Consider the following 25,730-nt stretch of genomic DNA (forward strand, 5'->3'; position numbering starts at 1 on the left):
AGATGAAGATTTCGTCGCGCGCCGAGCGCATCGAGCCGTTCTACGTCATGGAGGTGGCAAAGGCCGCGTCTGCCCTTGCCCGCGAAGTCGCGCACACCGATCGGCCGATGATCTTCCTGAACATCGGGGAGCCGGACTTCACCGCACCGCCGCTGGTGCAGGAAGCGGCCGCTCGCGCCATCCACGACGGCACCACGCAATACACGCAAGCGACCGGCCTCGATGCACTGCGCGAGCGCATCAGCGGCTGGTACGCCGAGCGCTTCGGCGTCGATATACCGGCGCGCCGTATCGTCGTGACGGCCGGCGCTTCGGCGGCGCTGCAGCTGGCTTGCCTGGCGTTGATCGAGGCGGGCGACGAGATCCTGCTGCCCGACCCCAGCTATCCGTGCAACCGCCATTTCGTCAGCGCAGCCGACGGCAAAGCCGTACTGGTGCCAACCACGGCGGCCGAGCGTTTTCAGCTCACTGCCGACAAGGTCGAATCCCACTGGACCGACAAGACGCGCGGTGTATTGCTCGCGTCGCCATCGAACCCGACGGGCACCTCGATCGCTCCCGATGAGCTGCGCCGCATTCACGAGGTAGTGACACGGCGCGGCGGCATCACGCTGATCGACGAGATCTATCTCGGCTTGTCTTACGACGCGAAATTCGGCCAGACCGCGCTTGCCATCGACGACCAGGTCGTCAGCATCAACAGCTTCAGCAAGTACTTCAACATGACCGGCTGGCGGCTCGGCTGGCTGGTGGTGCCCGATGCGCTGGTGCCGGTGATCGAACGGCTCGCGCAAAACCTTTTCATCTGCGCCAGCACGGTGTCGCAGTACGCAGCGCTGGCCTGCTTCGAAGCCGACAGCATCGCCGAGTACGAACGCCGTCGGGCGGAATTCAAGGCGCGCCGTGACTGGTTCATTCCGCAGCTCGACGCGCTCGGGCTGACCGTGCCGGTGATGCCCGACGGCGCTTTCTACGCATGGGCCGATTGCACCTCGTTCGCGCAAAAGCTGGGCATCGACGGCAGCTGGGATTTCGCCTTCGAGACCATGAAGCGGGCGCACGTGGCGGTGACGCCAGGCCGCGATTTCGGGACCGCAGAGACCAGCCGCTTCGTGCGCTTCTCTACAGCGAGTTCGATGGAACATCTGCAGGAAGCCGTCGAACGACTGAAGGCACTGGCCCGATGAGCTTCGCGTTTCCGATTCGGGTGTATTGGGAAGACACCGATGCGGGCGGCATCGTGTTCTATGCCAACTACCTGAAGTTCATGGAACGCGCGCGCACCGAATGGCTGCGGTCGCTCGGCATATCGCAGCATGCCTTGCGCGAAGAAACCGGCGGCCAGTTCGTCGTCAGTGAAACCACGTTGAAATACCATCGCCCCGCCCGCCTCGACGATGAACTGCTGGTTACAGCCGAAGCGCGGCAGATGGGCTCGGCGTCCTTGATAATCGGCCAGCGCGTGCTATCAAAATCAGAGCACGGACTTCTGCTCTGCGAAGGCACGATTCGCATCGGCTGGGTGGATGCCGTCACATTGCGCCCCGCGCGCATTCCGACACACGTTTCGGGAACCCTCGAGCACTCCATCGGCTCCATTGAAGAACCATCCAAGCCATGAACCAAGACCTGTCGATCATCAACCTCCTTATCCACGCGAGTTTCGTGGTGCAACTGGTCGTGCTGCTGCTCGTGATCGTTTCGATCTCCAGCTGGGCCGCGATCTTCCGCAAGTTCTTTGCGCTGAAGCGCATGCGCGCGCTGAACGACGAGTTCGAACGCGAGTTCTGGTCGGGCACCAGCCTGAACGAACTCTTTGCCTCGGCCGCGCAAAACGCCAAGCTGGCCGGGCCGATGGAGCGCATCTTTGCGTCGGGCATGCGCGAGTACCAGAAGCTGCGGGAGCGCCATGTGACCGATGCCGGCACGCTGCTCGACGGCGCCCGCCGCGCGATGCGGGCCAGCTTTCAGCGTGAACTCGATGCGGCCGAACAGAACCTGTCGTTCCTCGCGACGGTCGGTTCGGTCTCGCCCTACGTCGGCCTGTTCGGCACGGTCTGGGGAATCATGCATGCCTTCACTGGCCTGGCGGCGTTGACGCAAGTGACGCTGGCTACCGTGGCACCCGGCATCGCAGAAGCACTGGTCGCCACCGCCATTGGCCTCTTCGCCGCCATCCCGGCTGTGGTGAGCTACAACCGCTTCGCACGCGAGATCGACAAGATCGCCATCGCCCTCGAGACGTACATCGAAGAGTTCTCGAACATCCTGCAGCGCAACCTGTCGGCCAACGTCAATCCGGCGACCGCCGCGGTCTCGGCCACCGCGGGGCGCTGAGCATGGCTGCCGTATCGTCACGCGGCCGCGGACGCCGCACCATCAACGAGATCAACATGGTCCCGTTCATCGACGTGATGCTGGTGCTGCTGATCATCTTCATGGTCACCGCGCCGCTCATCACGCCGAGCGTCATCAACCTGCCGACGGTCGACCGCGCCAACAAGCAGCCCGACAAGCCGATCGAGATCGTCATCAAGAGCGACGACGAAGTGCAGATCAAGAAAGACCCGTCGACCGGCACCGGCGGAACCTCGTTGCCCATGACGCAGATCGGCGCGGCCGCCAAGGCAGCGCAAGGCGGCGACGACCAGCGGCCGGTCGTCATCAGTGCCGACAAGACGGTCAAGTACGACACCGTCGTCCGCGCCATGAACGAGCTGAAGAAGATCGGCATCGAGCGTGTCGGCCTGTCGGTCACGACCACCGGCACCGGCGCGGCGCCGGCCAGGGGCAAGTAAGCGCATGTCGCTCGCTGCCGATCGTCCCGAGTTCGCACCGCCGCCGCAGCGCGGCACCCCGCGCGCCGTCATCCTGGCGCTCATCGCGCATGCGCTGCTGATCGCGGCGCTGACCTGGGGGGTGCACTGGAAACGTGAAGCCGAGGACGATGCGGTCGAAGCGGAACTGTGGTCGTCGACCGTGCAACAAGCGGCGCCGCGGCTCTCCGCTCCGCCGACGCCGGTGACACCGCCGACGCCGACGCCGACGCCTCCACCCACCCCGGCACCGCCACCACCTCCTCCGCCACCGCCTGCACCGCAAGTCAGGCCCGATCCGACGCCGGCGCCACGCGCACCCGACATCGCGCTCGAACGCGAGAAGAAGCTGAAAGAACAGAAGGAGCGCGAGCGCGAAGAAGAGCGGCAAGACAAGCTGAAGGCGCAGCAGCAACAGCAACAACAGCAGGCCGCGAAGAAAGCGCAAGAGAAGAAAGACCTTGACGCCAAGCAGCGCGCCGAAGACGAGGCCGACCGCAAGCTGGAGCAGCAGCAAAAGCTGGCCGACGCCAAAAAGGCCGATGCGCAAAAAGCCGCCGAGGCCAAGAAGGCCGAGGCACAAAAGGCGGCTGCGGCCGAAGCGAAGCAGGCCGACGCTGCCAAGCAGGCTGCTGCCGACCGCGCCGCCACGCTCAAGCGCATGCAGGGCATGGCCGGAGCCACCGGTGCCGAGGGCTCGCAGGGCACGGCGCTGAAGGCGTCAGGCCCTTCCGGCGGCTATGGCGCACGCATCGCCGCCGCAGTGCGCCCCAACGTGACCTTTCCCGACGCTGACACCGTCAACGGCAATCCAGCCGCCGAGTTCGAAGTGAGCTTGGCGCCCGACGGCACCATCGTCAACGTCAAGCTCAGCAAGTCGAGTGGCTTGCCGAGTTGGGACGAAGCCGCCGAACGCGGCCTGCGCAAGACCGATCGTTTGCCGCGCGACAACGACGGGCGGATCTTTCCGTCGTTGATCGTTTCGCTGAAGCCGAAGCGTTAGAGGCCGAAGCGTCGACTGGGCCGGTAATCTACAACTCGTAGATCACCGCGGCCTTGCCCGCTTCAGCCTGCGCCGTCCAGCTCGCCAGCGCCGCATCGGTCGGGAAGAACTTCGCGCTTTCCCCCAGCTGCAATTCAACCTGCGCCCCGCCCCGCGCCAGCGACAAACGCACCGGCAGCCCCTGCCGCAATTCACCGTGCTCGCCCATCTCGGTGCGCGGTGGAAAGTCTCTGGCGATGCGCGCAATGTCCGGCGCCTTGCCATTGACTGCCACGCGCAGGAACTTGCCGAAGCGGCAACGCGCACTGGCCAGGTCCCACACCTGCTGCACCTGAAAACGCGCCTCGAAACCTCCGCGACCCGGCTGCAGTTTGCCGCTCAAGATCACCAGTTCGTCGTCCTTCAGCGTGTTGCGATTGGCGTTGAACAGCGCCTCGTCGGCGGTCGCGTCGATCGAGTCCGACTTGTCGTCGAGCTTGAAGATTGCCAGTCGACCACGCTGTCCGTTGATGACACGAAAGTCGCTCACGATGCCCGCGATGATTTGCGGTTCCCGGCTGTCCATCAGGTCACCCACCTCGCGCTTGCAGAAGCGCCGCACCTCGTGCGCGACCTCGTCGAACAGGTGTCCCGACAGATAGAAACCGACGGCCGTCTTCTCGAGTGTCAAACGCTCCTTCACCCCCCATGGCGTGGCGTCGACCAGCTCCGGCTCTTGCGTCGCCGAGCCATGCTCGCTGTCGCCGAAGATATCGACCTGGGAAGCGTTGGCTTCGGTGGCGCTCGCGAAGTCGAAGGCCTTGTCGACCGACGCGATGAGCGACGCGCGGTTCTGCTGGATCGAGTCGAAGGCGCCCGCCTTGATGAGCGCCTCGACCGTGCGCTTGTTGATGCGCTGCCGATCTACTCGCACGCAAAAATCGAACAGGCTCTTGAAAGGCCCGCTGGCGTTGCGCGCCTTGACGATCGCTTCGACCGCGAACTGCCCGGTGCCCTTGACGGCGCCCAGGCCATAGCGAATCGACTTGTCCGTTACCGGCTCGAAGCGGTAGTTGCCGCGGTTCACGTCCGGCGGCTCGAAGCTGATGCCGAAGTTCTTGATCGCGTCTTCGAACAGCACCTTCAACTTGTCGGTGTCGTCCATTTCAACGGTCATGTTCGCGCAGAAGAACTCGGCCGTGTAATGGACCTTCAACCAGCCGGTGTGATACGCCAGCAGCGAGTAAGCAGCGGCATGCGACTTGTTGAAGCCGTAACCCGCGAACTTCTCCATCAGGTCGAAGATCTCGTCGGCCTTCTCTTGCCCGATCTTGTTGACCGCTGCGCCCTTCCGAAAAATCTCGCGGTGCTCGGCCATTTCTTCGAGCTTTTTCTTGCCCATCGCGCGGCGCAGCAGGTCGGCGCCACCGAGCGAATAGCCGCCCAGGATCTGCGCGGTCTGCATGACCTGCTCCTGGTAGACCATGATCCCGTAGGTCTCCGACAGCATCTCTTCGACCAGCGGATGCGGGTACTCGACCGGCTCGCGGCCGTGCTTGCGCGCGACGAAGCTCGGGATCAGGTCCATCGGCCCCGGCCGATACAACGCGTTGAGCGCGATCAGGTCTTCGAGGCGCGTCGGCCGCGCGTCTTTCAGCATGCCCTGCATGCCGCGCGATTCGAACTGGAACACCGCCTCCGTCTTGCCTTCGGAGAACAGGCGGTAGGTGTGCGCGTCGTCGAGCTTGATGTCCTCGTAGGCGAACTGCTCCTGGCCCTTGTGTCGCGCGATGATGAAGTCCTTGGCGATCTCCAGAATCGTCAGCGTTGCGAGTCCCAAGAAGTCGAACTTGACCAAGCCGATCGCTTCGACGTCGTCCTTGTCGAACTGGCTCACCGCCGAGTCGCTGCCGGGCTGCTGGTAAAGCGGGCAAAAGTCGGTGAGCTTGCCGGGCGCGATGAGCACGCCGCCCGCATGCATGCCGATGTTGCGCGTCATGCCTTCGAGCTTTTGTGCCAGCTCGACCAGCATGCGAACTTCTTCTTCCTTCTCGATGCGGGCCGCGAGTTGCGGCTCCATCTCGATGGCGTAGTTGTTCTTGTCGCCCTCGACCTTCGGGTTGGGTGGGTACTGGATCGTCACCGGCTGTCCCGGCTTGTTCGGGATCAGCTTGCTGATGCCATCGCAGAACATGTAGCTCATGTCGAGCACGCGGCCCACGTCGCGAATCGCGGCCCGTGCGGCCATGGTGCCGAAGGTGGCGATCTGGCTCACCGCGTCGCGCCCGTACTTGTCCTTGACGTAGTCGATCACACGATCGCGATTTCCCTGGCAAAAGTCGATATCGAAGTCGGGCATCGACACGCGTTCCGGGTTCAGGAAACGTTCGAACAGCAGCTTGTATTCAAGCGGATCGAGGTCGGTGATCTTGAGTGCATAAGCGACGAGCGAGCCAGCGCCCGAACCGCGGCCCGGGCCCACCGGACAACCGTTGTTCTTGGCCCATTTGATGAAGTCGCCCACGATCAAAAAATAGCCGGGAAAACCCATCTTCAGGATGGTGTTGATCTCGAACTCGAGCCGCTCCACATAGCGCGGCCGCTCGACATCGCGCTTTGCGAGATCGGGGTAAAGATGCGCCAGACGCGCCTCGAGCCCCTCGAACGATTCGACGCGGAAGAACTCGTCGATCGGCATGCGCACGCCATCGACCTCAGGCGTCGGAAAGTTCGGCAATTGCGGCTTGCCGAGCACCAGCGTCAGGTTGCAGCGCTTGGCAATTTCAACCGTGTTGGCGACAGCGCTCGGCACGTCGACGAAGAGCGCTTCCATCTCGGCGACCGACTTGAAATACTGCTCCCGCGTGAACTTGCGAACACGGCGCGGATTGCCAAGAATTTCGCCTTCGGAAATGCAGACGCGCGCCTCGTGCGCCTCATAACCCTCGCGGTCTGCGAATTGCACCGGATGCGTCGCGACCACCGGCAATTTAAGGCGTGCAGCGAGTTGCACTGCGGCGATGACGTGTGGCTCGTCTTCGGGTCGACCGGCGCGCTGCAACTCGATATAGAAGCGATGCGGGAACAGGCTGGCGAGTTGCAAGGCGACCGCCGTTGCGCGCTCGGCGTGGCCTTGCAACAGCGGCGCGCCCAGCGGCCCGGCTTGCGCGCCCGACAGGCAGATGAGCCCACCCTGCAACTCTTCGAGCCATGCCAGCTTGCACACAGCTTGCGCCTGACCGCGGCCGACGTTCTGCGTCCATGCGCGCGCCAGCAACTCCGAGAGGTGCAAATAACCCTCGGTGTTTTGCACCAGCAAGACGATGCGCGTCACTGCACCGATTTCGGCGCCGAGGCCTTCGAGCATGACTTCGCAGCCCAGCACGGGCTTGACGCCTTTGCTGCGCGCTTCCTTATAGAACTTGACCGCACCGAACAGGTTGTTCAGGTCGGTGATGGCCAGCGCCGGCTGCTTGTCGGCAGCGGCGGCGGCGACGACTTCGTCGATTCGGTTGGTACCGTCGACGACGGAAAATTCGGTGTGCAGGCGGAGGTGAACGAACATGGATCGATTGTAGAAACTCGGCACTTCACGATGCGATTCAGCGCTCTCTAAAATGGTGGACTGTGCAAGAAATTTTGAATATCGCCGCTTACAAATTCGTAGGCATCGACGACGCGCCCATGCTGCGCGAAGACCTGCGTTCGCGTGCCCTGTCGACCGGCCTCATGGGCACGATTTTGCTGGCGCCAGAGGGCATCAACCTCTTTCTCGCCGGCGCCGCGGAGGCAGTGCGCGGATTCCTGGCCGGTCTGCGCGCAGACGAACGTTTTGCCGACCTCGAAACCAAAGAAAGCTGGTCCGCCACACAGCCGTTTCGTCGCATGCTGGTGAAGTGCAAGCGAGAGATCATCCGCATGGACCATCCGGCGATTCAACCCGCAGCCGGTCGAGCGCCGGGCGTCGATGCGCTCACGCTGAAGCGCTGGCTCGACCAGGGTCATGACGATGCCGGCAAACAGATCGTCATGCTCGACACGCGCAACGCCTTCGAAGTCGACGAAGGCACGTTCGAAGGCGCCGTCGATTGGCGCATCGACAAGTTCACGCAGTTTCCGCACGCGCTCGAAGAGCATCGCGAAGCACTGGTCGGCAAGACGGTCGTGAGCTTCTGCACCGGAGGCATCCGCTGCGAGAAGGCCGCCATCCTGATGCGCGAAGAAGGCGTGGCCGACGTGCTTCAACTCGAAGGCGGCATCCTCAAATACTTCGAGACGGTGGGCGGCGCGCACTACCGCGGCGACTGCTTCGTCTTCGACGGCCGCCGGGCGCTCGCACCCGACCTGAGCGCGCGCTCGACGCACGCCAGCGCTCGCGCACCCGAAGACCCGGACCTCGCAATCAAGCACTGATCGCGCACCTGCCAGTCTCGGCAGGTAGGCGTCAGGCAGGCTCGGATATTGTCCGCGCCATGCGCATCCTCCTGGTTGAAGACGAACTCGACATGGCCTCTTGGCTGGTCCGCGCGCTGACGCAAAGCGGCTTCGTAGCCGACCACGCGCCCGACGCACGCACGGCAGAGGCCTTCATGGACGGCACCGAATACGACGCCATCGTGCTCGACCTGCAACTGCCCGACAAGCACGGCATGAGCGTGCTGGCCGACATGCGGGACGCCGACAACCGCACGCCGGTGTTGATCCTGACCGCGCAAGGCGCGTTGCAAGACCGTGTGCGCGGCCTCAACCTCGGCGCCGACGACTTTCTGACGAAGCCCTTCGAGGTCGCCGAACTGGAGGCGCGCCTTGCGGCATTGGTCCGACGCAGTCGCGGACGACAACACCCGCGCATGCAATGTGCCTCGCTGTCGTACGACGGCGAGAGCCATGCCTTCTCGCTGCGCGGCACGTTGCTGCCGCTGACGCCGCGCGAACAGGCCGCGCTCACCGCCCTCTTGATGCGCACGGGCGCGCCGGTGAGCAAGTCGAACCTGTTCGGCAAGGTGTTCACCAACGACAGCACCGCGGGGCCCGACGCCATCGAGGTCGTGCTGCACCGGCTGCGGCGCAAGCTCGAGGGCAGCGACGTTCGCATCGTCACCGTGCGCGGGCTGGGTTACATGCTCGAAAGCACCGGCGATGCCGTGGTCGATGCCGATGTCTCCAACGCGCGCTGACAAGAACACCGAGCCGCGTCGCTTCGGCATTCGGGCGCGGCTGCTCGCGTTGCTGCTGCCGGGCATCGTCGCGCTGCTCGCGCTCGACAGCTGGAACGACTATCACGCCCTTTCGGAAACCGTCGCCAACGCCTACGACCAGAGCCTGCTGGAACCGGTCAAGGCGCTCGGCAACAGCATCGTCGTGCGGCCAGACGGCAAGGTGCAGGTGCATGAAGCCTTCTCGGTCGAAGCGATGTTCGCGGCGACCAGTGCGCGCTACAAGCATCTGCATGTAGGCATCACGCCCGTGGGCACAGACGGGCCGGAGACCACGCTCATGGGCGTACCCGACTTGCCTCCGCCGCCGGTCGCGCCGCCTGAGCAAAGCGTAGGCAAGCCGGTCTTCTACGACGCCTGGTACCAGGGGCGACCGGTGCGCATCGCGGCGCTGCGGCAGACCGTGTACGACACCCGCAGCACTCACGACATCCAAGGCGCCGGCGACACCAGCAGCAACGCCGCATGGCAGGTACTGATCCAGGCCGCCGAAAGCACTGGTCCGCGCACGCGTGCGGTCAACGAGTCGCTACAACAGGAACTGTGGCGCGATGCCCGGATGCTGCTGGTGGTCACGCTACTCGTCTGGCTAGGCGTCGCATGGACGCTGCGCCCGCTCGAAAGGTTGCGGGCCTCACTGCGCGAGCGTCAGCCCGACGACTTGAAACCGCTCGACCCGACCGGCATACCGCAGGAGGTGATGCCGCTGGTCGACGCCGTCAACCACCACATCGAAAGCCACCGCACGATGGTGGCCGAGCATTCGCAGTTCCTTGCAGACGCATCGCATCAACTGCGCACGCCGCTCGCGATCCTGTCGATCCAGGCCGGCTATGCAGTGCGTGAAACCGACCCCGAGCGCATGCGCGAATCGCTGCGGGCCATCGTGACGCAACTGGCGCGCACGCGTCGGCTCAGCGAGCAATTGCTGGCATTGGCACATGCGACGCACCAGGACAACGCGGGTGGCGCGCCTGCGCTCGTCGACCTCAACGCCGTGGCGCGCGCCGTGGTGCTTCAGTACCTGCCGCTCGCGCGGGAAAACGATCAGGATCTGGGCTGGATCGATGCGCGTGGCGACCTCCCCTTCGAGCGCACGGATGAAGCCGCAGCGGGCGATGCAGACGGCGAACCCACGCGGCCGGTGCTGCCCGTGCATGCGAACGAAGCCGAACTCCACGAGGTGCTGTCGAACCTCGTGCACAACGCCATCAAGTACACGCCGCGCGGCGGCAGCATCACCGTGTCCGTACGGCGCGATGCGCGCTATGCGCTGGCTGAGGTCTGCGACAGCGGACCGGGCATCAGTGCAGATCGGCGTGCCAGCGTGTTCCAGCGCTTTCAGCGAGACGCGTCGAGCGATGCGCGCGCCACGCAGGGCGCAGGCCTCGGGCTCACCATCGCGCGCAGCTACGCGCGCCGCAACCACGGCGACATCGAACTGGCGGATGCCGGAAGTGCGGACGGTGCGAGCGGGCCTGCCAGCACAGCGGGTGCGGGGCTCCGTGCGACCCTTCGTTTACCCTTAGCGAACCTTAAGTGATTACACGTATTTTGGGCGTCGACCGGGCTGCAGAGAGCCCATCGAAAGCCGATTGAAAGGCTCCATTTCTAGACTGCCTGCTCCAATCGAAGGAGACATATGCAAGAGCAGCAAGCCGGTGCGCCCGGGGCGACATCGCCCCTCAAGGCCCGGTTCAAGAAGGATTATTACGGCGGCGCGCTGATGGTGCTGGTCGGCGTCGCGGCCGCAGTCGCCGGCGTCGACTACCGCGTCGGCCAACTCGCGCGCATGGGGCCGGGCTTCTTCCCGGTCGCGTTGGGCTCGTTGCTTGCGCTGGTCGGCGTCATGATCGCTGCGTCCGCGCGCAACCCGAAGCCATCCGCAGAACCTGCCGTGTCGCACGGCCATCCCGGCGGCATGCCGGACATTCGCGGTGGTGTCTGCATCGTGCTGGCCATCCTGGCCTTCCTGCTGCTGGGCGTGTACGGCGGCCTGCTGCCGGCGACCTTTGCCATCGTCTTCATCTCGGCACTGGGCGACCGCGACAACACGCTGATCGAAGCCGGACTGCTGTCGCTCGCCATGTCGGCCATCGCCGTCGTGGTGTTCTGGTGGGCGCTGCAACTGCAGCTGCCGCTCTTCCAGTGGGGCGGCTGACACCATGATCTCGCAATCGCTTCATGACCTTTGGTTCGGCTTCGGCGTGGCCTTTCAGGGCACCAACCTGCTGTGGTCCTTCTTTGGCGTGCTGGTCGGCAATTTGATCGGCGTGCTGCCGGGCATGGGTGCGCTCCAAGCCATCTCGATCCTGCTGCCGCTCACCTACGTGATGCATCCGGTGCCCGCCATCCTGATGCTGGCCGGTATCTTCTACGGCTCGCAGTACGGCGGCGCCATCGGTGCCATCCTGCTGAACATGCCCTCGCATCCGCCGCATGCGGTGACCTGTCTCGACGGGTACCCGATGACCAAGCAGGGCAAGGGCGGGGTCGCGCTGGGCATCACGATGATCGCCTCGTTCTTCGCGGCATCGGTCGGCATCATCGTCATGATCTTTGCGTCGCCGTTGCTGGTGCAGATCGCCTTCAAGTTCGGCCCGACCGAGATCTTCTCGATCATGTTGCTGGGTTTGCTGGCAGGCTCGACCATGTCGCGCGGCTCGCCGCTCAAGGGCGTGGCGATGACGCTGTTCGGCCTGTTGTGCGGCGTGGTCGGCACCGACGTCAACAGCGGCAGCTTTCGCTTTGCCTTCGGCCTGCCGGAGTTGAGCGACGGCCTCGAGCTCACCGCCATTTCGATGGGCCTGTTCGGCGTGGCCGACTTCCTGCTCAACGTGAACCGCATGAAAGCCGTCGGCAGCAGCGCCAAGCTCACCCTGGCCGACATGCGTCCGAGCAAAGCCGAGCTGAAGCGTGCCTTCCCAGCAATAATTCGGGGCACTATCGTCGGCACCGTGTTCGGTGCGATGCCGGGCACCGGCCCGACCATCACGACCTTCATCGCGTACGCGCTGGAACGCAAGGTTTCGAAGACGCCGCACAAGTTCGGCACCGGCATGATCGAAGGCGTGGCGGGCCCCGAAGCGTCGGCGCACTCCAAGACGCAGGTCGACTTCATCCCCACCATGAGCCTTGGCATTCCGGGCGACGCGGTGATGGCACTGATCCTCGGCGCGCTGCTGATTCAGGGCATCCAGCCCGGCCCGCAACTGATCACCGAGCATCCGGACATCTTCTGGGGCCTGATCGCCAGCTTCTGGATCGGCAACGTCATTTTGGTGGTGCTCAACGTGCCGCTCATCGGCGTCTGGGTCAAGCTCTTGCGCGTGCCCTACAAGTACCTGTTCCCGGCTGCGATGTTCTTCATCGCGGTGGGTGTCTACAGCACGCAGAACAGCTTGTTTCAGATCTGGGAAGTGCTGGCCTTCGGCCTGATCGGCGCCTTGCTGATGTCACTTGATTTTTCGGTCGCACCGATTCTTCTGGGTTTCGTCCTCGGGCCGATGGTCGAAGAGAATTTTCGCCGTGCGCTGTTGCTTTCGCGCGGGGACATGACGGTGTTCGTGACACGGCCGATCAGCGGCACCTTCATCGGTTTGTGCGTGCTGCTGTTGGCCGGCGTGCTCTTCTCGGCATGGCGCAGCCGCCATGGTGAGACGCCGGTGCCGGGTCTCGACCTGCCCCAGCCACCGATCGACGCCACCCCGGCGGTCAACGAGTAAGCAACGAACGATCGGCCCTGCGGGGTCGATCCGAGCCGACGATCAAACCGGCGTGCTTTTAACGTCCGGCTCCTGGGCCCCGAACGGGTGCCCCGGCAGCGGAATGAACTCCGTCTCCCCTGGCACATGGCCCATGCGCTGGGCGGACCAGTCGGCGCCGGCCTGCAGGATTCGCTCCTTGCGGCTCGAGACGAAATTCCAGGTGATGTAGCGCGGCCCATCGAGCGGCTCGCCGCCGATCACCACGAGTTGCACATCGGCCGATGCGTGCAGCATGGCTCCCGCACCTTCCTGAAGAAACGCCATCGTGTGCGCTGGCACGTGCGTGCCATCGACCGACACATCGCCGTCGACCGCATACACAGCGAGCTCGGGTGCCAGCGCCGGCAGTACGAAACTCGCGCCGGCCTTCAACTGCACATCGAGGTAGACGGTCGGCGCATACGTCTTCACAGGCGACGTCTCGCCGAACGCGCTGCCGACGAGCACGCGCACCTTGGCGCCCTGCTCTTCGCACGATGGGATGTCCGCTGCAGCCGTATGCGCGAAATTGGGCTCGGCCTCTTCATGCGCCAGCGGCAGGGCGGCCCATAGCTGCAAGCCGTGGTTGACGTAGGTGTCGCTCTTCCGTTGATCCGGCTTGCGCTCGGAGTGCACGATGCCGCGACCCGACGTCATCCAGTTGATGGCGCCGGGGCGAATTTCCTGCGTATTGCCGAGGCTGTCGCGATGCATCATCGCGCCCTCGAAAAGATAGGTGACCGTGGCCAGGCCGATGTGCGGATGCGGCCGCACATCGTGCTCGCTGCCCGGTGTTTCGGTGGCAGGGCCGAAGTGATCGAAGAACACGAAAGGCCCGACCGATCGGCGCTTGGCCGAGGGCAAAAGGCGGCGAACTTTAAAGCCGCCGCCGAGGTCTTTGTCGGCCGGTGTCAGCAGTTGAGGTGCAGTCATGGCCGACATGTTGCATCAGGCTTTTGCAGAAGCCCAGCGTGCGCTGGCCTTGGCCACGCGCTCGCCGAAAAGGCGTGCGGTGTCGAGGTCGCCCTGCTGCATTTCGGCCGGCGACGAATCCGATGGCGACTGCGCCATGGCGCCGCTGAAAGAACCGACGTAGTTGACATCGTTGCGTTGCGCCGCCTTGCTGTTGCTCGGCATGATGGCCGTGCCGACCCAGAGACCGCCCTGCTGCATTGCCAGCGTGAAAAGGTAATGCAGCGTCGAGAGCTTGTCGCCGTTCATGGTGGCGCTGTTGGTGAAGCCGGCGAACATCTTGTCTTTCCAGGCTTGCGAGAACCATGGCTTGGACGAGGCGTCCGCGAACTTCTTGAACTGCCAGCTCACACTGCCCATGTAGGTCGGCGAGCCCATGACGATGGCATCGGCTGCTGCCAGGGTCTCCCAGCCGCCTTCAGGCAAGTTGCCGTCGGCATCGATCTGCACCAGCTCGGCGCCGGCGCCTTCCGCAACGGCTTGCGCCATGCGCAGGGTATGGCCGTAGCCGGAATGAAAAACGACTGCGATCTTGGACATGTTGATTTTTTCGGAGATTGAGGTGTTGGGTGGAGTGGATGCAGCGACTCAGCGCTTGTCGATGCTCAAACGGCCGGCACCGAAAGCAGCGAGCGCGAGCAGGCCGCCGGCAATGGCAATGTTCTTGTCGAAGTTGATCTTTGTGCCCATCACCTTGGCGACGTCCACAGCCCAGTACTTGTGGAAAGCCAGCGCAGCAGCCACGGTGAACACAGCCAGCACGATGGCGACGATGCGGGTTTTGAAGCCGAGCAGCAGCGCGATGCCGAAGCCAAGTTCCACGATGATCGCGATCACCGCGGCCACTTCGGGCAACGGCAGGCCAGCCGAGGTGATGTAACCGACGGTGCCTGCAAAACCCATGAGCTTGCCGATGCCTGCAGGAATGAACAGGTACGCAATCAGGATGCGGCCGACGAGCGCCAGAACGTCTTGCATCGAGGTGGTGGTGACGCCGGACGACGACATGGGTGCGGTGGTTGAGGCCATTGAAATACTCCTGAGTTGATAACGAAAAAAAGGGTCGTCTGCAGACGACCCGGTGGGGACTAAGCGGCGAGGTCGAACACCAGCACTTCGGCATCCTTGCCGGCACCGAGTTCGATCTTCGACTCGCCTTCGATCATCGCGGCGTCGCCGCCCGACAACTTCTGGCCGTTCACTTCGAGCTCGCCGCGCACCAGTTGCACGTAGCTCTTGCGCTTCGGGTCGAGCGCGAGGCTTGCCTTCTCGTCGCCGTCGATGAGACCTGCGAACAACCGCGCGTCGGCGTTCATGCTGACCGAGCCTTCGGCACCGTCCGGCGATGCGACCAGGCGCAGCTTGCCGCGCTTTTCAGCATCGTCGAACTTCTTCTGCTCGTAGCCTGGCGCCACGCCGCGCTCCTTGGGCTCGATCCAGATCTGCAGGAAGTGCGTGGTCTCGTCGGCCATGTGGTTGAACTCGCTGTGCTGGACGCCGCGCCCTGCGCTCATGCGTTGCACGTCGCCCGGCGGAATGGACTTGACGTTGCCCATGCTGTCTTTGTGAGCGAGTTCGCCCGACAGCACGTAGCTGATGATTTCCATGTCTTTGTGGCCGTGGGTGCCAAAGCCGCCACCCGCCGCCACGCGGTCTTCGTTGATGACGCGCAGGTTGCCGAAACCCATGTGCGCCGGGTCGTAGTAGCCCGCAAAAGAAAAGCTGTGAAACGAACGCAGCCAGCCATGGTCTGCATAGCCGCGTTCCTGTGATTTCCTGACTGTCAACATTTGGATTGCCTCTGCCCCTGTCGAGGAGCCTTGCTAACTGCCGCGCCGTATGCGCAGCGGATGGAAGTGACTTTAGGCCGGGTCGGCACTTGCAAAGGCATCCCGATTTGATGGCACCATTCAAATTATTTGAACGATGATCGGCCATGCCAACCCCTCGTGATGTCCTGACCCCCGACGCGTTGTCGATGCTGCAGACGGTGGTGAGCACCGGCAGTTTTGCCGGTGCAGCCCGCGCGCTGAACCTGGTGCCGAGCGCGCTCAGCTACCGCGTTCGGCAGATCGAAGACGCGCTCGACGTGCTTCTCTTCGACCGCAGCGCAAGGCAAGCCCGCCTCACCGAAGCAGGCACCGAGCTGCTGCGCGAAGCGGGCCGCATGCTGGCCGAGATCGATGCTGTCGCCAACCGCGTGAAGCGGGTCGCCACCGGCTGGGAACCGATGCTCACGGTGGCGATCGACAGCGTGATCCCGCGCGAACCGATCCTCGATCTCGCCTGCGCCTTCTATGCGATCGATCCACCCACGCGCCTGAAGCTGCGTGACGAAACGCTGCTCGGCACCATCGAGGCACTGACGACGGGTGAGGCCGACCTGGCCATCGGCAGCGTGCTCGATGCGGCCAGCCTGGCCTTCACCGCGACCGGCATCCGCAGCCGCCCGATCGGCGAGTTGCGCTTCGTCTACGCCGTCGCGCCGCAGCATCCGCTGGCACGTCTCGAAGGCGTGCTGACCGACGAGGTGCTGCGACAGCATCGTGCGGTGGCCGCAGCGGATTCGTCGCGCTCCGGGCCGACCATGACGGTCAACCTCGTCGGTGGGCAAGACGTGCTCACCGTCGGCTCGATGGCAGCCAAGCTCGCCGCCCAGCTGCATGGCCTCGGCGGCGGCTTTTTGCCCGAGCCGATGGCCCGCCCTTACATCGAGGCCGGCCATCTGGTCGAGCGTTCGACCTCGCGTGTGTTGCCTGTTGCGACCATGCATTGCGCCTGGCGCGTGCCCAGCGCAGGCAAGCCCGGCCGCGCCCTCGAATGGTGGCTCGCGCAGTTCGACCACGAGGGAACTCGCAAGGCACTGCTCGGGTGGCACCGGGGCCGCTGAAGCCGATGTAGAGTGCAAGCCGACTGTCATTCATCCCGTCAAAAAAAAGAGAGACCCGCCATGACCAAAAGCCCGCCTGCCAAGCGCCATCGAAGCGCCATCTCCCCGGCCCTCAAAGCCACTGCAACTTCGGCTTCGACCTCGACGTCGACTGCGAAGCCGAAGATGGCCGAGCGCCATTACGCCGTCATCGGCGCCGGCATCGCGGGCATTGCCGCCGCGCGCACGCTGGTGCAGGCCGGTCACCGCGTCACGGTGTTCGAGCGCGAGTCGCAGGTCGGCGGCCGCATGGCGAGCGACAAGACGCAGTTCGGCCGTTTCGACACCGGCGCGCAGTACTTCACCGTGCGCGATCCGCGCTTCGCCGCCGCCATCGAAACTGCGCCAGGCTTGTGCAAGCGATGGAGCGCCAATGCCGTGCGCGTGCTGGATGCCCATGGTCTCGTCGCTGAAGCCGCGCTGCCGTCGCGGGAGCCGCATTGGGTGGCGCAGCCGGGCATGGATGCGCTGGTCGCGCAATGGGCTGTGCCGCTGGGCAGCAGCGTCGTCACCGACACGCACGTCGTGCAGATCGAGCGCGACACCATCGACGGCAAGCGCTGGCAATTGCGCACCGCCGGCGCCGACGATTCGGTGCATGTGTATTCGGGCTTCGATGCGGTGTTGCTCGCCGTGCCACCGTCACGCGCACGGCAGTTGCTCAGTGCGCATTCACCCACGATGACGCAGAAGATCGAGAAGGTCCGCATCGCGCCATGCTGGACCTTGATGATCGCGTTTCCGCAGGCCAACCAGGCCAACATGTCGCACCTCGGTCCGCAGTGGAACGCGGCGCGCAGCACGCACCATCGCGTGGCCTGGCTCACGCGCGAATCGTCCAAGCCGGGACGCGAGCGTGTCGAGCGCTGGACCTTGCAAGCCAGCGCTCCGTGGTCGCAAGAACATCTGCGCGACGACAGCGCCCGCATCGAGGCCAAGCTGCTTCGCGCCTTCTCCGAGATCACCGGCATCCGGGCCGAACCTTCGTTCGCGAAGACCCGTTGCTGGGCCGAAGCGCAGACCCAAGTGCCGGTCGGCAAGTCGCACCTGTGGGACGCGAAAGCCCGCATCGGCATCGCTGGCGACTGGTGCATGGGTCATCGGGTCGAAGACGCTTTTCTGTCCGGACTCTCGCTCGCTCTCGCCGCACTGTGACCGCATCGGGGCGCGCTGTCCGCACCGGGCGGTTCGCCCCCTCGCCCACCGGCCCGCTGCACGCGGGCTCGCTGGTCGCCGCGCTGGCAAGCTGGCTCGATGCGCGTGCGCAAGGCAGTCGTTGGCTGGTGCGCATGGAAAACGGCGACACAGAGCGCTGCCTGCCCGGTGTAGGTGAAAGCATCCTCGAACAGTTGGCCGCATGTGCGCTCGTGTCCGATGAGCCGCCGGTTTGGCAGACGCAACGCCTGCCGGCTTACCAACAGGCTTTCGATCGATTGGTGGCCGCCGGCCTTGCCTACCCCTGCGCCTGCTCTCGCGCCGAGATCGATGCCGCACTCGCGCAGCAAGGTGTGCCGCACACGCGCCATGGCGAGCGCGTGTACCCGGGCACCTGTCGCAACGGACTGCATGGCAAGCCGGCGCATGCCTGGCGCTTTGCCACGGCGCGATTCGAAGCCGCGCACCCGACCGAGGGCGTCACCTGGATCGACCGCCGGCTCGGCCCGCAATGGCAAGACGTGGCGCAGGAGGTCGGCGACTTCGTACTGCGCCGCGCCGACGGACCGTGGGCCTATCAACTGCGCGTGGTGGTCGACGATGCCGAACAGCATGTCACCGACGTCGTGCGCGGCGAAGACCTGACCGACAACACCGCGCGCCAGCTATTGCTGCAGCGCGCACTGGGCCTGCCAACACCTCGCTATCTGCACACGCCGCTGGTGCTCGGTGCCGACGGCGAGAAACTGTCGAAGCAGACAGGCGCGGCTTCGTTCGACACCCGCACGCCGCAAGCCGCGCTGGCCGAGCTCGACAAGGCGGCGCGAGTTCTCGGCCTGCCCCCCGCACAACAAGCGATATCGCCGTCCGACGCGCTCACATCATGGGTTCCGCAATGGGCCGTTCTCTACAATCCGCCGCCGTGATGACCCAACTGCCTGACACCCCCCAAGACCCCAAAGACCCCAAAGACCCGACGCCATCCTCGGACCCGACCCATCCGTTGCACCGTCGCCTGAAAAGCTTCGTGCGCCGCGCCGGCCGCACCACTGACGGCCAGGCGCGCGCCTTTACCGAACTGGGTCCGCTGTACCTGCTGCCGTACAGCGAAGAGTCGATCGACCTCGCCACCGTGTTCGGCCGCGCGGCGCCGACCGTGCTCGAGATCGGCTTCGGCATGGGTGAAGCCACCGCATCCATCGCCGCGCTCATGCCCGACACCAACTTCCTGTGCTGCGAAGTGCACGAGCCCGGCGTCGGCGCCCTGCTCAAGCGCATCGGCGAACAGCAACTGACCAACATCCGCATCTGCGCCCACGACGCGGTCGAGGTGCTCGACCACATGCTGCAGCCCGACACGCTCGACGGCGTGCATGTGTTCTTCCCGGACCCGTGGCACAAGAAGCGCCACAACAAGCGGCGCCTGCTGCAGTCGCCCTTCGTCGCCAAGCTGGCCGCGCACCTCAAGCCCGGCGGCTACCTGCATTGCGCGACCGACTGGCAGCCGTATGCCGAGCAGATCCTCGAAGTGCTCGCGCACGAACCGCTGCTGCGCAATACGGCGGTCGATGCCAGTGGCTATGCCCCCAAGCCCGCTTACCGCCCGCTCACCAAGTTCGAGAACCGCGGCATCAAGCTGGGGCATGGCGTGTGGGACGTGGTGTTCGAACGTAGGGCGGAAACGCATCAGCGGCCACCCATCGTGCTGCGCAAGGCGACCGCTTCTGACGCCGCACTTATTGCCGACATCCACACCCGCAGCCGGGCGACCACCTACCGCGGCATGCTTTCCGATGCCTACCTCGACAACGAGATGGCAGCCGAAAGCCTGGCGCTCTGGCAGTCGCGCGCAGACGAACTCAGGGCCAACACCGGCAACGTGCTGATCGCCGAACGCAACGGTCAGCCGATGGCCTTCGTCCGCGTGCTGGCGCCCGACGACACCGGCGGCGCCTACCTCGACAACCTGCACGCGATGCCCGACCAAAAGGGCTCCGGCGCCGGCACTGCCCTGCTCGCAGCCGCGGCAGAGTGGGCGAAAGAACGCGGCGCCACTCACCTGCACCTGCGCGTGCTGGACGACAACGCGGCCTCCATCGGTTTCTATGAATCACGCGGCTGGCAACTCACCGATCGCATCAAGGACATCATGGGCGGCCAGGAAGTGACGGCACGGATCTATGCGTTGAGGCTGGACGTTCGTCGCACCTTCATCGCAAGCGCATAGCGTCGCGGCGCATGCCCGACGTGTCGCGTAAATGCTGTGCTGAAGGTGCTCGCCGAGCTGTAGCCGACGCGTTCCGCCACCTCGACCATCTTGCCCTCACCGCGACGCAGCAGGTCCTTGGCAAGCGCCATACGCCAGTCGAGAAGGTATTGCATCGGCGGCACGCCCACCGCGCGACTGAATCGCTCGAAGAAGGCCGAGCGCGAGAGTGCTGCTTCTTTCGCCAACTCGGCGACCGTCCATGGCCGGCTCGGCGTTTCGTGCATCTGACGTATCGCGGCCGCAAGTCTCGTGTCGGCAAGGCCTTGCAGAAGGCCGGGCGATGCAGTGCTCGCATCGGTTGACCGGAGCGCCTCCATCAGCAAGACCTCAAGCAGGCGCGCGATGATGACGCCGCGCGCCGGCCGTTGCTGTCGCGACTCCTCGGCGAGCAGTTTCACAATCGTGGCCAGCCGCGCCTCGCCATGCACATGAACAAGCACCGGCAGCAACGAGACGAGCAACGCCGCGTCGGGTGAACCGAAGACGAAATAGCCGCCCAGCAATCGCACATCGGCCGGACCTTTCTGCCTGCCGAAGCGCTTGTCGCCCAGGTCAGAGAACGGTGAAGTTGAGGACGAGTGCAACGAAATGGCCTCACGCCTTTTCGTGCTCGTCCTTTGCGTCAGGCTCGACGCGGTGAAGCCGGGGTTCGCAGGCATCAAGACGAAGTCGCCTTCCTCAATCGTGAGGGGCGCTTGACCATCGAACGCGAGGCGGCACGACCCTTCCAGCACCGCGCAGAAGAACGGATGTCCAGCAAACGGCTGGCGGGCGCTCCAGCGACCCGCACCTGTGACGACCTTGGAGAAGGCGGCGCCCGGCTGGAGCATGCCGACGACCTCGGAGAGCGGATCTACCATGTCTGGACTCCTGCAAACTAAACGTGGACTATAGACAGTAGTCAGTCCGGTCCCGCGGCCCTAACCTGTGGTTTTGCACCAAAGAAAACCTCATGAGAACCATATTGATCACCGGCTGCTCTTCAGGCTTCGGCCTCGAAACCGCGCGCTACTTCCTCGAGCGAGACTGGAAGGTGATCGCGACCATGCGCACGCCGCAGCAAGACCTACTGCCCAACTCCGATCGCCTGCGCGTGCTGGCGCTCGATGTCACCAAGGCCGAAAGCATTCGCGAGACCATCGAAGCCGCAGGGTCGATCGACGTGCTGGTCAACAACGCGGGCATCGGCGTTCTGGGCGCCTTCGAAGCCACGCCGATGCAGACCGTGCGCGAGGTATTTGAGACGAACACCTTCGGGCTCATGGCGATGACGCAAGCGGTGCTGCCTCAGTTTCGGCAGCGTAAGGCCGGTGTGGTCGTCAACGTCACTTCGGCCGTCACGATCACCCCGTACACGCTACTCGCCGCCTACACGGCGAGCAAGGCGGCGGTCGAAGCTTTCACCGAATGTCTTGCGCTGGAACTCGCCGGATTCGGCGTGCGCGTCAGCCTGGTCGAACCGGGCATGGGCCCGAGCACGCAGTTTGGCGCGAACGCGAGGAAGCGCATGGACGGACTGATTCCTGAAGCCTATGCAAGCCTTGCCGAAAGCGTGTTCGCCGGGATGTCCAAGGCGTCCGCCGTCACTCATGCGATCGATGTGGCGCAGGCGGTGTGGCGCGCCGCGAACGATGCATCGAGTCCGTTGCGCATCCCGGCGGGCTCCGATGCCGTGGCGCTGGCTGCAGAGGTCGATAGCCGTCGTGGAAAAATGGCGGAATGAGCATTGCATCGCCATGACCCTCCTCGACCTCGCGACGGTCCGCGCGTTCGAACAGCGCAGCTTCAACGCGTGGCCTGCGCGCGAGACGGTGTTCTTCAACGGCTGGCTGTTTCGCATGAGCGGCGGCTATACCAAGCGTGCCAACTCGGTCAACGCTGCCGAGGCGGGCGCATCTTTCGAGGGCGTGCGGGGCGCGGCGGAAACCTTCTATGCGCAGCATGGACTTCCGACTGTTTTCCGCTTGTCACCGTTGGCGCCGCCAGAGGCCGACCGCGAACTGGCCGATGCCGGATACGCGTTCTTCGACCCGACGCAGGTGGCACGTGCGACGCTGAGTGCTGCGGCGCCGCACGCATCAGTGAACATCTCGGCCGCACCATCAGCTGACTGGCTCGATGGCATCGCCGCGGCCAATGGCATCGCGTCGACGAACCACGAACTGCACCACGCCATGGTGCGTTCCATCACGATGCCGAGCGCCTTCGCCACCTTGCAGGACCACGGTGAGGCCATCGGCTTTGGGCTGGCGGTGCTGGAACGTGGCGCAGTGGGTTTCTACGACATCGTCGTGGCGCCGCACCGACGCCGGCAGGGTCATGGTCGTATGCTCACCTGCGCACTGATGCAATGGGGCCGCACGAAGGGCGCGGAGTCTGCTTACCTCCAGGTGCGTGAGCAAAACGAAGTCGCGCGGCGCCTGTATGCCCAGCTCGGGTTCGAAGACTTCTATGGCTACCACTATCGGGTGCCGGACAACCTGTTCGCGCGGCCGGCTTCGGTCCCGCTGGCCAAAAAGGATTGACCCTCGACCCGACCTGCGCCGGCTGCCGTGGCAGGATGACTTGCCCCAGCCCCATCCACCTCTTGAGCCCGGAGTACTGCAGATGATCCGCATCTTTCACGACACGCGCGAGACTGTGATCTCGGACGCACCACTCACCGACGCGCCAGCCACCGACGCTCTGTGGCTCGACGCAACCCAGATCCACGATGCCACCGGCTGGGACTGGAAGCCGCAAGGCCTGTGCCGCGACGACGCCTGCATGCCCGTGCCGCGCAACGCCGACGCGCCAATGGTCGATGGCGACCGGCTCGATCTTGCCGCCTTCTGGCGCTACGCGGGCTGGCCGGTCGTGCATGACGAGAGCGGCCGCGTGTGGGTGTTCGGCGAAGGCGCCGCCAATCGCGCCGATGCCCTGAACAGCCTGCAGGCCCCGGACTTCGAGCTACCCGACCTGGAAGGCCGCATGCATCGCCTGTCGGACTTGCGCGGGCAACGAGTATTTCTAAGCACGTGGGCCTCCTGGTGAGGCTGCAGGTTCGACTTGCCCGTGTGGCAGTCCCTGCATGAAGCGGCCAAAGACCATGGCTTTACCGTACTGGCGATCGCGCTCGACGAGCCCGAGCCCGCACGGCCCTGGATCGAAGCAGCCGCCCTCACATTCCCATCTCTGATCGATCGCGAGCACCGCGTCGCCGAGCTCTACAACCTGGTCAACGTGCCGCAGGCGGTGTGGATCGACGAGACCGGCCGCATGGTGCGTCCGCCCGAGAGCGCCGGCTCGACCGACGGCTTCAACGAGCGCGATCGAACCACCAATGCATTGCCGGCCGAGGTGCTGGCCCGACGCGCCCGCGCCAAAGCGGCGTACTTCGACGCGGCGCGCGACTGGGCACTGAACGGCGCAGCCAGCCGCCATGTCATGAGCCCCGACGAAGTGTTGAAGCGCCTGCAAGTTCCCGATGCCGGCATCGCCGAAGCGCACGCGCGCTTCAGGTTAGGACAGGTGCTGCTGCGCGATGGCCGCGAGGCAGAAGCCAGGGCGCAGTTCGACGCCGCATCGCAACTGCATCCCGACTCGTGGGCGATCTGGCGGCAGCACGCGGAGCGCGACGCGCGAGGCCTGGCGGCTGGTGCGGACTTCTGGGCACGCCTCGATGCAAGGGCCGACAAGCCGTACTACCCGCCGGCCGATATCCGCGACGGACCATGACACGTCACGGTACACGCACAACGACTCCGCCGCCGTTGGCGTACCCGCAAATTTACTTGCCAAACAATCCGGTCACGCGCTGCCATGAGCGCAGCATCAGGCCCGCGCGTTCCACATCGGCCTGCGCGACCAGCGGGGTTTCTCCGACCTGTTTGCCGTTCGAGCTAGCAACCACCTTGCCGATCACCGCGCCCTTGGTCACTGGCGCCTCCAGCCCAGGCTTGATCTGCACTGCGGTCTGCACCTTTTGACCGCGCGGCACGGTCACTGTCCATGGTGACCCCAGAACCGCGGGAACCGTGTCGGCCTTGCCGAAGTTGACTTTGGCAGCTGTCACCGCCGTGTTGGGCTGGATGGGCGTGGCCTGCTCGAAGTTGGCGAAGCCCCATCCGAGCAGCGAGCGCGTCTCGTCTGCACGTGCCTTTGCGCTGCTGGTGTTGAGGATCACCGTGATCAGACGCATCCCGTTGCGCTTGGACGACGTGACAAGGCAGTAACCCGCTTCCTCGGTGTGGCCGGTCTTCAGTCCGTCGACCGTGGGATCGGTGTAGAGCAGCGCGTTGCGGTTCCCCTGCTTGATGTTGTTGTACTTGAACTCACGCTCCGCATAGATCGGATAGAAGTCGGCGCTGTCGCGGATGATGGCGCGCGCCAGGATGGCGAGGTCGCGCGCGGACGACTTGTGCTCCGGAGCGGGCAGGCCCGTCGCGTTCACGAAATGCGTGTGCGTCATGCCGAGGCGCTGGGCTTCGGCGTTCATGAGCTTGGCGAAGTTCTCCTCGGAGCCGGCCATGTGCTCGGCGATCGCCTTGGACGCGTCGTTGCCCGACTGGACGATGATGCCGCGCAGGATGTCGATCACCGTGGCCTGGCTGTTGAGCGGCAGGTACATGCACGACTCGGTGCTCGATCCGCGGCACCAGGCGTACTCACTGACCGAAACAAGGTCTTCCTTCTTGAGCTTGCCCGATCGAAGCGCCTGCTCGACCAGGAAGCTGGTCATCATCTTGGTCAGTGACGCCGGCGGCAGCGCTTCATCGGGGTTGTCAGAAGCAAGCACCTCGCCGGAGTCGAAGTCCATCAGCAGCCACGCCTTGGCGGGCAGCGCCGGTGGGCCGCCGGCCGTACTGGCCTGCGCGGCGACTGACGCCGCCGCAGGCTTGGCGGTCGCCTGCTTCTTGGCAGCTGACGGCTTGGCGGCGTGGTCCGAGGCCGCGAAGGACGCCGAGTACGGTAGGACGACGCCAGAGGCGATCGCGACAACGATGGAAAGAGCGGAAAGAGCGGAAAGAGCGGAAAGGCGCATTGTTTGCATGAGTCAGGGGCTTAACGAAATTTGTAGTGAATCGGAGCGTTGGTTTCGATCAGCCTGCATTTTCAGGCCTTGGAATCCACGACAGCGGCATTACCGCTGCTTAAAAAGGTAACGCCGTGGTTCGCTTGACCGTGTCGAGCACGAAGCTCGTCTTGCAGTCCTGAACACTCGGATGCTTGAGCAATGTCTCCATCACGAAGCGCGAGTAGTGCGCCATGTCACTCACCATAACGCGAAGCAGGTAGTCCATGTCACCCGTCAGCGAGCTGCATTCGACCACTTCGGGCCAGGCTTGCACGGATGCGCGAAATGCATCCATCGGGCTGCGCTTGTGCACGGCGGAGTGCTTTTCCAGTCGGACGTTGATGTAGGCCGTGAGTGCAAGCCCCACGCCCTCAGGATCGAGCAGGGCGACATAGCCCGAGATGACCTTCGATTCCTCGAGGCGCTTCACCCGCCGAAGCGTGGCGGAAGGCGACAGGTTGACGACCTGTGCGATCTCGTCGTAGGTGGCTCGGCCGCTGGCCTGGAGCACGCGAAGGACGCGCAGGTCGATTTGATCGAGTTCGATTGGTGCAGACATCAGCGGTATGTTGCAGGATTCCTGCGTCAA

General features: G+C 64.6%; 25 protein-coding genes and 1 pseudogene. 18 read left to right on the forward strand and 8 right to left on the reverse strand.

Annotated features, from left to right (window positions below; all coding sequences use genetic code 11):
* The first annotated feature begins 2 nt into the window (after positions 1 to 2).
* From H7F36_RS19790 to tolA, 5 genes are read left to right on the forward strand one after another with little or no spacing between them, the layout of a single operon-like run.
* Entirely contained in the window at positions 3 to 1,187 is a 1,185-nt protein-coding gene (locus H7F36_RS19790) for a pyridoxal phosphate-dependent aminotransferase (protein ID WP_187052379.1), read from the forward strand.
* Positions 1,184 to 1,621, forward strand: coding sequence for a tol-pal system-associated acyl-CoA thioesterase (ybgC, locus tag H7F36_RS19795; protein WP_187052380.1), 438 nt, complete (start codon positions 1,184 to 1,186; stop codon positions 1,619 to 1,621). The genes H7F36_RS19790 and ybgC overlap by 4 nt, the downstream gene beginning before the upstream one ends.
* Positions 1,618 to 2,337, forward strand: a complete 720-nt coding sequence (gene tolQ, locus H7F36_RS19800; RefSeq protein ID WP_187052381.1) for a protein TolQ — start codon at positions 1,618 to 1,620, stop codon at positions 2,335 to 2,337. The genes ybgC and tolQ overlap by 4 nt, the downstream gene beginning before the upstream one ends.
* Before the next feature lie 2 nt (positions 2,338 to 2,339).
* Positions 2,340 to 2,798, forward strand: a complete 459-nt coding sequence (locus H7F36_RS19805) for a biopolymer transporter ExbD (RefSeq protein ID WP_187052382.1) — start codon at positions 2,340 to 2,342, stop codon at positions 2,796 to 2,798.
* Between the two features lie 4 nt (positions 2,799 to 2,802).
* Entirely contained in the window at positions 2,803 to 3,819 is a 1,017-nt protein-coding gene (gene tolA, locus H7F36_RS19810; RefSeq protein ID WP_187052383.1) for a cell envelope integrity protein TolA, read from the forward strand.
* 28 nt (positions 3,820 to 3,847) lie between these two features.
* Here the strand turns inward: tolA and dnaE are convergent, their stop codons facing one another.
* Entirely contained in the window at positions 3,848 to 7,363 is a 3,516-nt protein-coding gene (gene dnaE / locus H7F36_RS19815) for a DNA polymerase III subunit alpha (protein WP_187052384.1), read from the reverse strand.
* Between the two features lie 62 nt (positions 7,364 to 7,425).
* On the opposite strand from dnaE, the gene H7F36_RS19820 reads away from it, so the two are divergent.
* From H7F36_RS19820 to H7F36_RS19840, 5 genes are all read left to right on the forward strand, one after another.
* Positions 7,426 to 8,211, forward strand: a complete 786-nt coding sequence (locus H7F36_RS19820) for a sulfurtransferase (protein ID WP_187052385.1) — start codon at positions 7,426 to 7,428, stop codon at positions 8,209 to 8,211.
* A gap of 59 nt (positions 8,212 to 8,270) precedes the next feature.
* Positions 8,271 to 8,975 carry a response regulator gene (locus H7F36_RS19825; RefSeq protein WP_187052386.1) on the forward strand — a complete coding sequence of 235 codons (705 nt, stop codon included), beginning with the start codon at positions 8,271 to 8,273 and terminating at the stop codon, positions 8,973 to 8,975.
* On the forward strand, positions 8,950 to 10,557 hold the full coding sequence (locus H7F36_RS19830; protein WP_187052387.1) for a sensor histidine kinase: 1,608 nt from the start codon (positions 8,950 to 8,952) through the stop codon (positions 10,555 to 10,557). Before H7F36_RS19825 ends, H7F36_RS19830 begins: the two co-directional genes overlap by 26 nt.
* 99 nt (positions 10,558 to 10,656) lie before the next feature.
* Complete coding sequence (locus H7F36_RS19835; protein WP_261802411.1) at positions 10,657 to 11,175, forward strand: tripartite tricarboxylate transporter TctB family protein; 519 nt, start codon at positions 10,657 to 10,659, stop codon at positions 11,173 to 11,175.
* A gap of 4 nt (positions 11,176 to 11,179) precedes the next feature.
* The gene (locus tag H7F36_RS19840; RefSeq protein WP_187052388.1) at positions 11,180 to 12,739 is read left to right on the forward strand and encodes a tripartite tricarboxylate transporter permease; all 1,560 of its coding nucleotides are present in this window, start codon (positions 11,180 to 11,182) and stop codon (positions 12,737 to 12,739) included.
* Between the two features lie 42 nt (positions 12,740 to 12,781).
* On the opposite strand, the gene H7F36_RS19845 is transcribed toward H7F36_RS19840, so the two are convergent.
* From H7F36_RS19845 to H7F36_RS19860, 4 genes are read right to left on the reverse strand one after another with little or no spacing between them, the layout of a single operon-like run.
* The gene (locus H7F36_RS19845) at positions 12,782 to 13,693 is read right to left on the reverse strand and encodes a pirin family protein (protein ID WP_187052389.1); all 912 of its coding nucleotides are present in this window, start codon (positions 13,691 to 13,693) and stop codon (positions 12,782 to 12,784) included.
* A 15-nt stretch (positions 13,694 to 13,708) separates the two neighbouring features.
* Positions 13,709 to 14,272 carry a flavodoxin family protein gene (locus H7F36_RS19850; protein WP_187052390.1) on the reverse strand — a complete coding sequence of 188 codons (564 nt, stop codon included), beginning with the start codon at positions 14,270 to 14,272 and terminating at the stop codon, positions 13,709 to 13,711.
* 48 nt (positions 14,273 to 14,320) lie between these two features.
* Entirely contained in the window at positions 14,321 to 14,761 is a 441-nt protein-coding gene (locus tag H7F36_RS19855) for a DoxX family protein (protein ID WP_261802412.1), read from the reverse strand.
* A gap of 59 nt (positions 14,762 to 14,820) precedes the next feature.
* The gene (locus tag H7F36_RS19860) at positions 14,821 to 15,522 is read right to left on the reverse strand and encodes a pirin family protein (RefSeq protein WP_187052391.1); all 702 of its coding nucleotides are present in this window, start codon (positions 15,520 to 15,522) and stop codon (positions 14,821 to 14,823) included.
* Positions 15,523 to 15,668: 146 nt separating this feature from the next.
* Here H7F36_RS19860 and H7F36_RS19865 point away from each other — a divergent pair, with 146 nt between their 5' ends.
* The 5 genes and pseudogenes from H7F36_RS19865 (at position 15,669) to H7F36_RS22345 (ending at position 20,043) form a co-directional block, all read left to right on the forward strand.
* Positions 15,669 to 16,622 (forward strand): LysR family transcriptional regulator, encoded by a 954-nt coding sequence (locus H7F36_RS19865; RefSeq protein WP_187052392.1) that lies wholly within the window; start codon positions 15,669 to 15,671, stop codon positions 16,620 to 16,622.
* A gap of 60 nt (positions 16,623 to 16,682) precedes the next feature.
* Positions 16,683 to 17,816, forward strand: coding sequence for an NAD(P)/FAD-dependent oxidoreductase (locus H7F36_RS19870; RefSeq protein WP_187052393.1), 1,134 nt, complete (start codon positions 16,683 to 16,685; stop codon positions 17,814 to 17,816).
* Positions 17,813 to 18,742, forward strand: a complete 930-nt coding sequence (gene gluQRS, locus H7F36_RS19875) for a tRNA glutamyl-Q(34) synthetase GluQRS (protein WP_187052394.1) — start codon at positions 17,813 to 17,815, stop codon at positions 18,740 to 18,742. Before H7F36_RS19870 ends, gluQRS begins: the two co-directional genes overlap by 4 nt.
* A pseudogene (gene trmB / locus H7F36_RS22340) lies at positions 18,742 to 19,491 on the forward strand (tRNA (guanosine(46)-N7)-methyltransferase TrmB); the annotation flags it as partial. The gene gluQRS and the pseudogene trmB, both read left to right, overlap by 1 nt.
* A 27-nt stretch (positions 19,492 to 19,518) precedes the next feature.
* Complete coding sequence (locus H7F36_RS22345; protein ID WP_410003093.1) at positions 19,519 to 20,043, forward strand: N-acetyltransferase family protein; 525 nt, start codon at positions 19,519 to 19,521, stop codon at positions 20,041 to 20,043.
* On the opposite strand, the gene H7F36_RS19885 is transcribed toward H7F36_RS22345, so the two are convergent.
* Positions 19,995 to 20,945 carry an AraC family transcriptional regulator gene (locus H7F36_RS19885; RefSeq protein ID WP_187052396.1) on the reverse strand — a complete coding sequence of 317 codons (951 nt, stop codon included), beginning with the start codon at positions 20,943 to 20,945 and terminating at the stop codon, positions 19,995 to 19,997. The genes H7F36_RS22345 and H7F36_RS19885 overlap by 49 nt on opposite strands.
* Before the next feature lie 92 nt (positions 20,946 to 21,037).
* On the opposite strand from H7F36_RS19885, the gene H7F36_RS19890 reads away from it, so the two are divergent.
* The 3 genes from H7F36_RS19890 to H7F36_RS22420 all read left to right on the forward strand — a co-directional run bounded on the left by H7F36_RS19890 (position 21,038) and on the right by H7F36_RS22420 (position 23,802).
* Positions 21,038 to 21,808, forward strand: a complete 771-nt coding sequence (locus tag H7F36_RS19890) for an SDR family oxidoreductase (protein ID WP_187052397.1) — start codon at positions 21,038 to 21,040, stop codon at positions 21,806 to 21,808.
* A 13-nt stretch (positions 21,809 to 21,821) separates the two neighbouring features.
* Positions 21,822 to 22,610: a GNAT family N-acetyltransferase gene (locus tag H7F36_RS19895; protein WP_187052398.1), complete on the forward strand. Its 789-nt coding sequence runs from the start codon at positions 21,822 to 21,824 to the stop codon at positions 22,608 to 22,610.
* 82 nt (positions 22,611 to 22,692) lie between these two features.
* Positions 22,693 to 23,802: a redoxin domain-containing protein gene (locus H7F36_RS22420; protein WP_263499979.1), complete on the forward strand. Its 1,110-nt coding sequence runs from the start codon at positions 22,693 to 22,695 to the stop codon at positions 23,800 to 23,802.
* A 52-nt stretch (positions 23,803 to 23,854) separates the two neighbouring features.
* On the opposite strand, the gene H7F36_RS19910 is transcribed toward H7F36_RS22420, so the two are convergent.
* Complete coding sequence (locus H7F36_RS19910; protein ID WP_261802413.1) at positions 23,855 to 25,117, reverse strand: D-alanyl-D-alanine carboxypeptidase family protein; 1,263 nt, start codon at positions 25,115 to 25,117, stop codon at positions 23,855 to 23,857.
* A 100-nt stretch (positions 25,118 to 25,217) separates the two neighbouring features.
* On the reverse strand, positions 25,218 to 25,700 hold the full coding sequence (locus tag H7F36_RS19915) for an Lrp/AsnC family transcriptional regulator (RefSeq protein ID WP_187052401.1): 483 nt from the start codon (positions 25,698 to 25,700) through the stop codon (positions 25,218 to 25,220).
* Positions 25,701 to 25,730: the final 30 nt, after the last annotated feature.

The sequence above is a fragment of the Variovorax sp. PAMC28562 genome (genome assembly GCF_014303735.1).
GTDB lineage: Bacteria > Pseudomonadota > Gammaproteobacteria > Burkholderiales > Burkholderiaceae_C > Variovorax.

Coding starts and splice junctions, on each gene's coding strand:
- H7F36_RS19790 (WP_187052379.1), top strand. CDS start 3: ATGAAGATTTCGTCGCGCGCCGAGCGCATCGAGCCGTTCTACGTCATG.
- ybgC (WP_187052380.1), top strand. CDS start 1,184: ATGAGCTTCGCGTTTCCGATTCGGGTGTATTGGGAAGACACCGATGCG.
- tolQ (WP_187052381.1), top strand. CDS start 1,618: ATGAACCAAGACCTGTCGATCATCAACCTCCTTATCCACGCGAGTTTC.
- H7F36_RS19805 (WP_187052382.1), top strand. CDS start 2,340: ATGGCTGCCGTATCGTCACGCGGCCGCGGACGCCGCACCATCAACGAG.
- tolA (WP_187052383.1), top strand. CDS start 2,803: ATGTCGCTCGCTGCCGATCGTCCCGAGTTCGCACCGCCGCCGCAGCGC.
- dnaE (WP_187052384.1), bottom strand. CDS start 7,363: ATGTTCGTTCACCTCCGCCTGCACACCGAATTTTCCGTCGTCGACGGT.
- H7F36_RS19825 (WP_187052386.1), top strand. CDS start 8,271: ATGCGCATCCTCCTGGTTGAAGACGAACTCGACATGGCCTCTTGGCTG.
- H7F36_RS19830 (WP_187052387.1), top strand. CDS start 8,950: ATGCCGATGTCTCCAACGCGCGCTGACAAGAACACCGAGCCGCGTCGC.
- H7F36_RS19835 (WP_261802411.1), top strand. CDS start 10,657: ATGCAAGAGCAGCAAGCCGGTGCGCCCGGGGCGACATCGCCCCTCAAG.
- H7F36_RS19840 (WP_187052388.1), top strand. CDS start 11,180: ATGATCTCGCAATCGCTTCATGACCTTTGGTTCGGCTTCGGCGTGGCC.
- H7F36_RS19845 (WP_187052389.1), bottom strand. CDS start 13,693: ATGACTGCACCTCAACTGCTGACACCGGCCGACAAAGACCTCGGCGGC.
- H7F36_RS19850 (WP_187052390.1), bottom strand. CDS start 14,272: ATGTCCAAGATCGCAGTCGTTTTTCATTCCGGCTACGGCCATACCCTG.
- H7F36_RS19855 (WP_261802412.1), bottom strand. CDS start 14,761: ATGGCCTCAACCACCGCACCCATGTCGTCGTCCGGCGTCACCACCACC.
- H7F36_RS19860 (WP_187052391.1), bottom strand. CDS start 15,522: ATGTTGACAGTCAGGAAATCACAGGAACGCGGCTATGCAGACCATGGC.
- H7F36_RS19865 (WP_187052392.1), top strand. CDS start 15,669: ATGCCAACCCCTCGTGATGTCCTGACCCCCGACGCGTTGTCGATGCTG.
- H7F36_RS19870 (WP_187052393.1), top strand. CDS start 16,683: ATGACCAAAAGCCCGCCTGCCAAGCGCCATCGAAGCGCCATCTCCCCG.
- H7F36_RS19885 (WP_187052396.1), bottom strand. CDS start 20,945: ATGGTAGATCCGCTCTCCGAGGTCGTCGGCATGCTCCAGCCGGGCGCC.
- H7F36_RS19890 (WP_187052397.1), top strand. CDS start 21,038: ATGAGAACCATATTGATCACCGGCTGCTCTTCAGGCTTCGGCCTCGAA.
- H7F36_RS19895 (WP_187052398.1), top strand. CDS start 21,822: ATGACCCTCCTCGACCTCGCGACGGTCCGCGCGTTCGAACAGCGCAGC.
- H7F36_RS19910 (WP_261802413.1), bottom strand. CDS start 25,117: ATGCAAACAATGCGCCTTTCCGCTCTTTCCGCTCTTTCCGCTCTTTCC.
- H7F36_RS19915 (WP_187052401.1), bottom strand. CDS start 25,700: ATGTCTGCACCAATCGAACTCGATCAAATCGACCTGCGCGTCCTTCGC.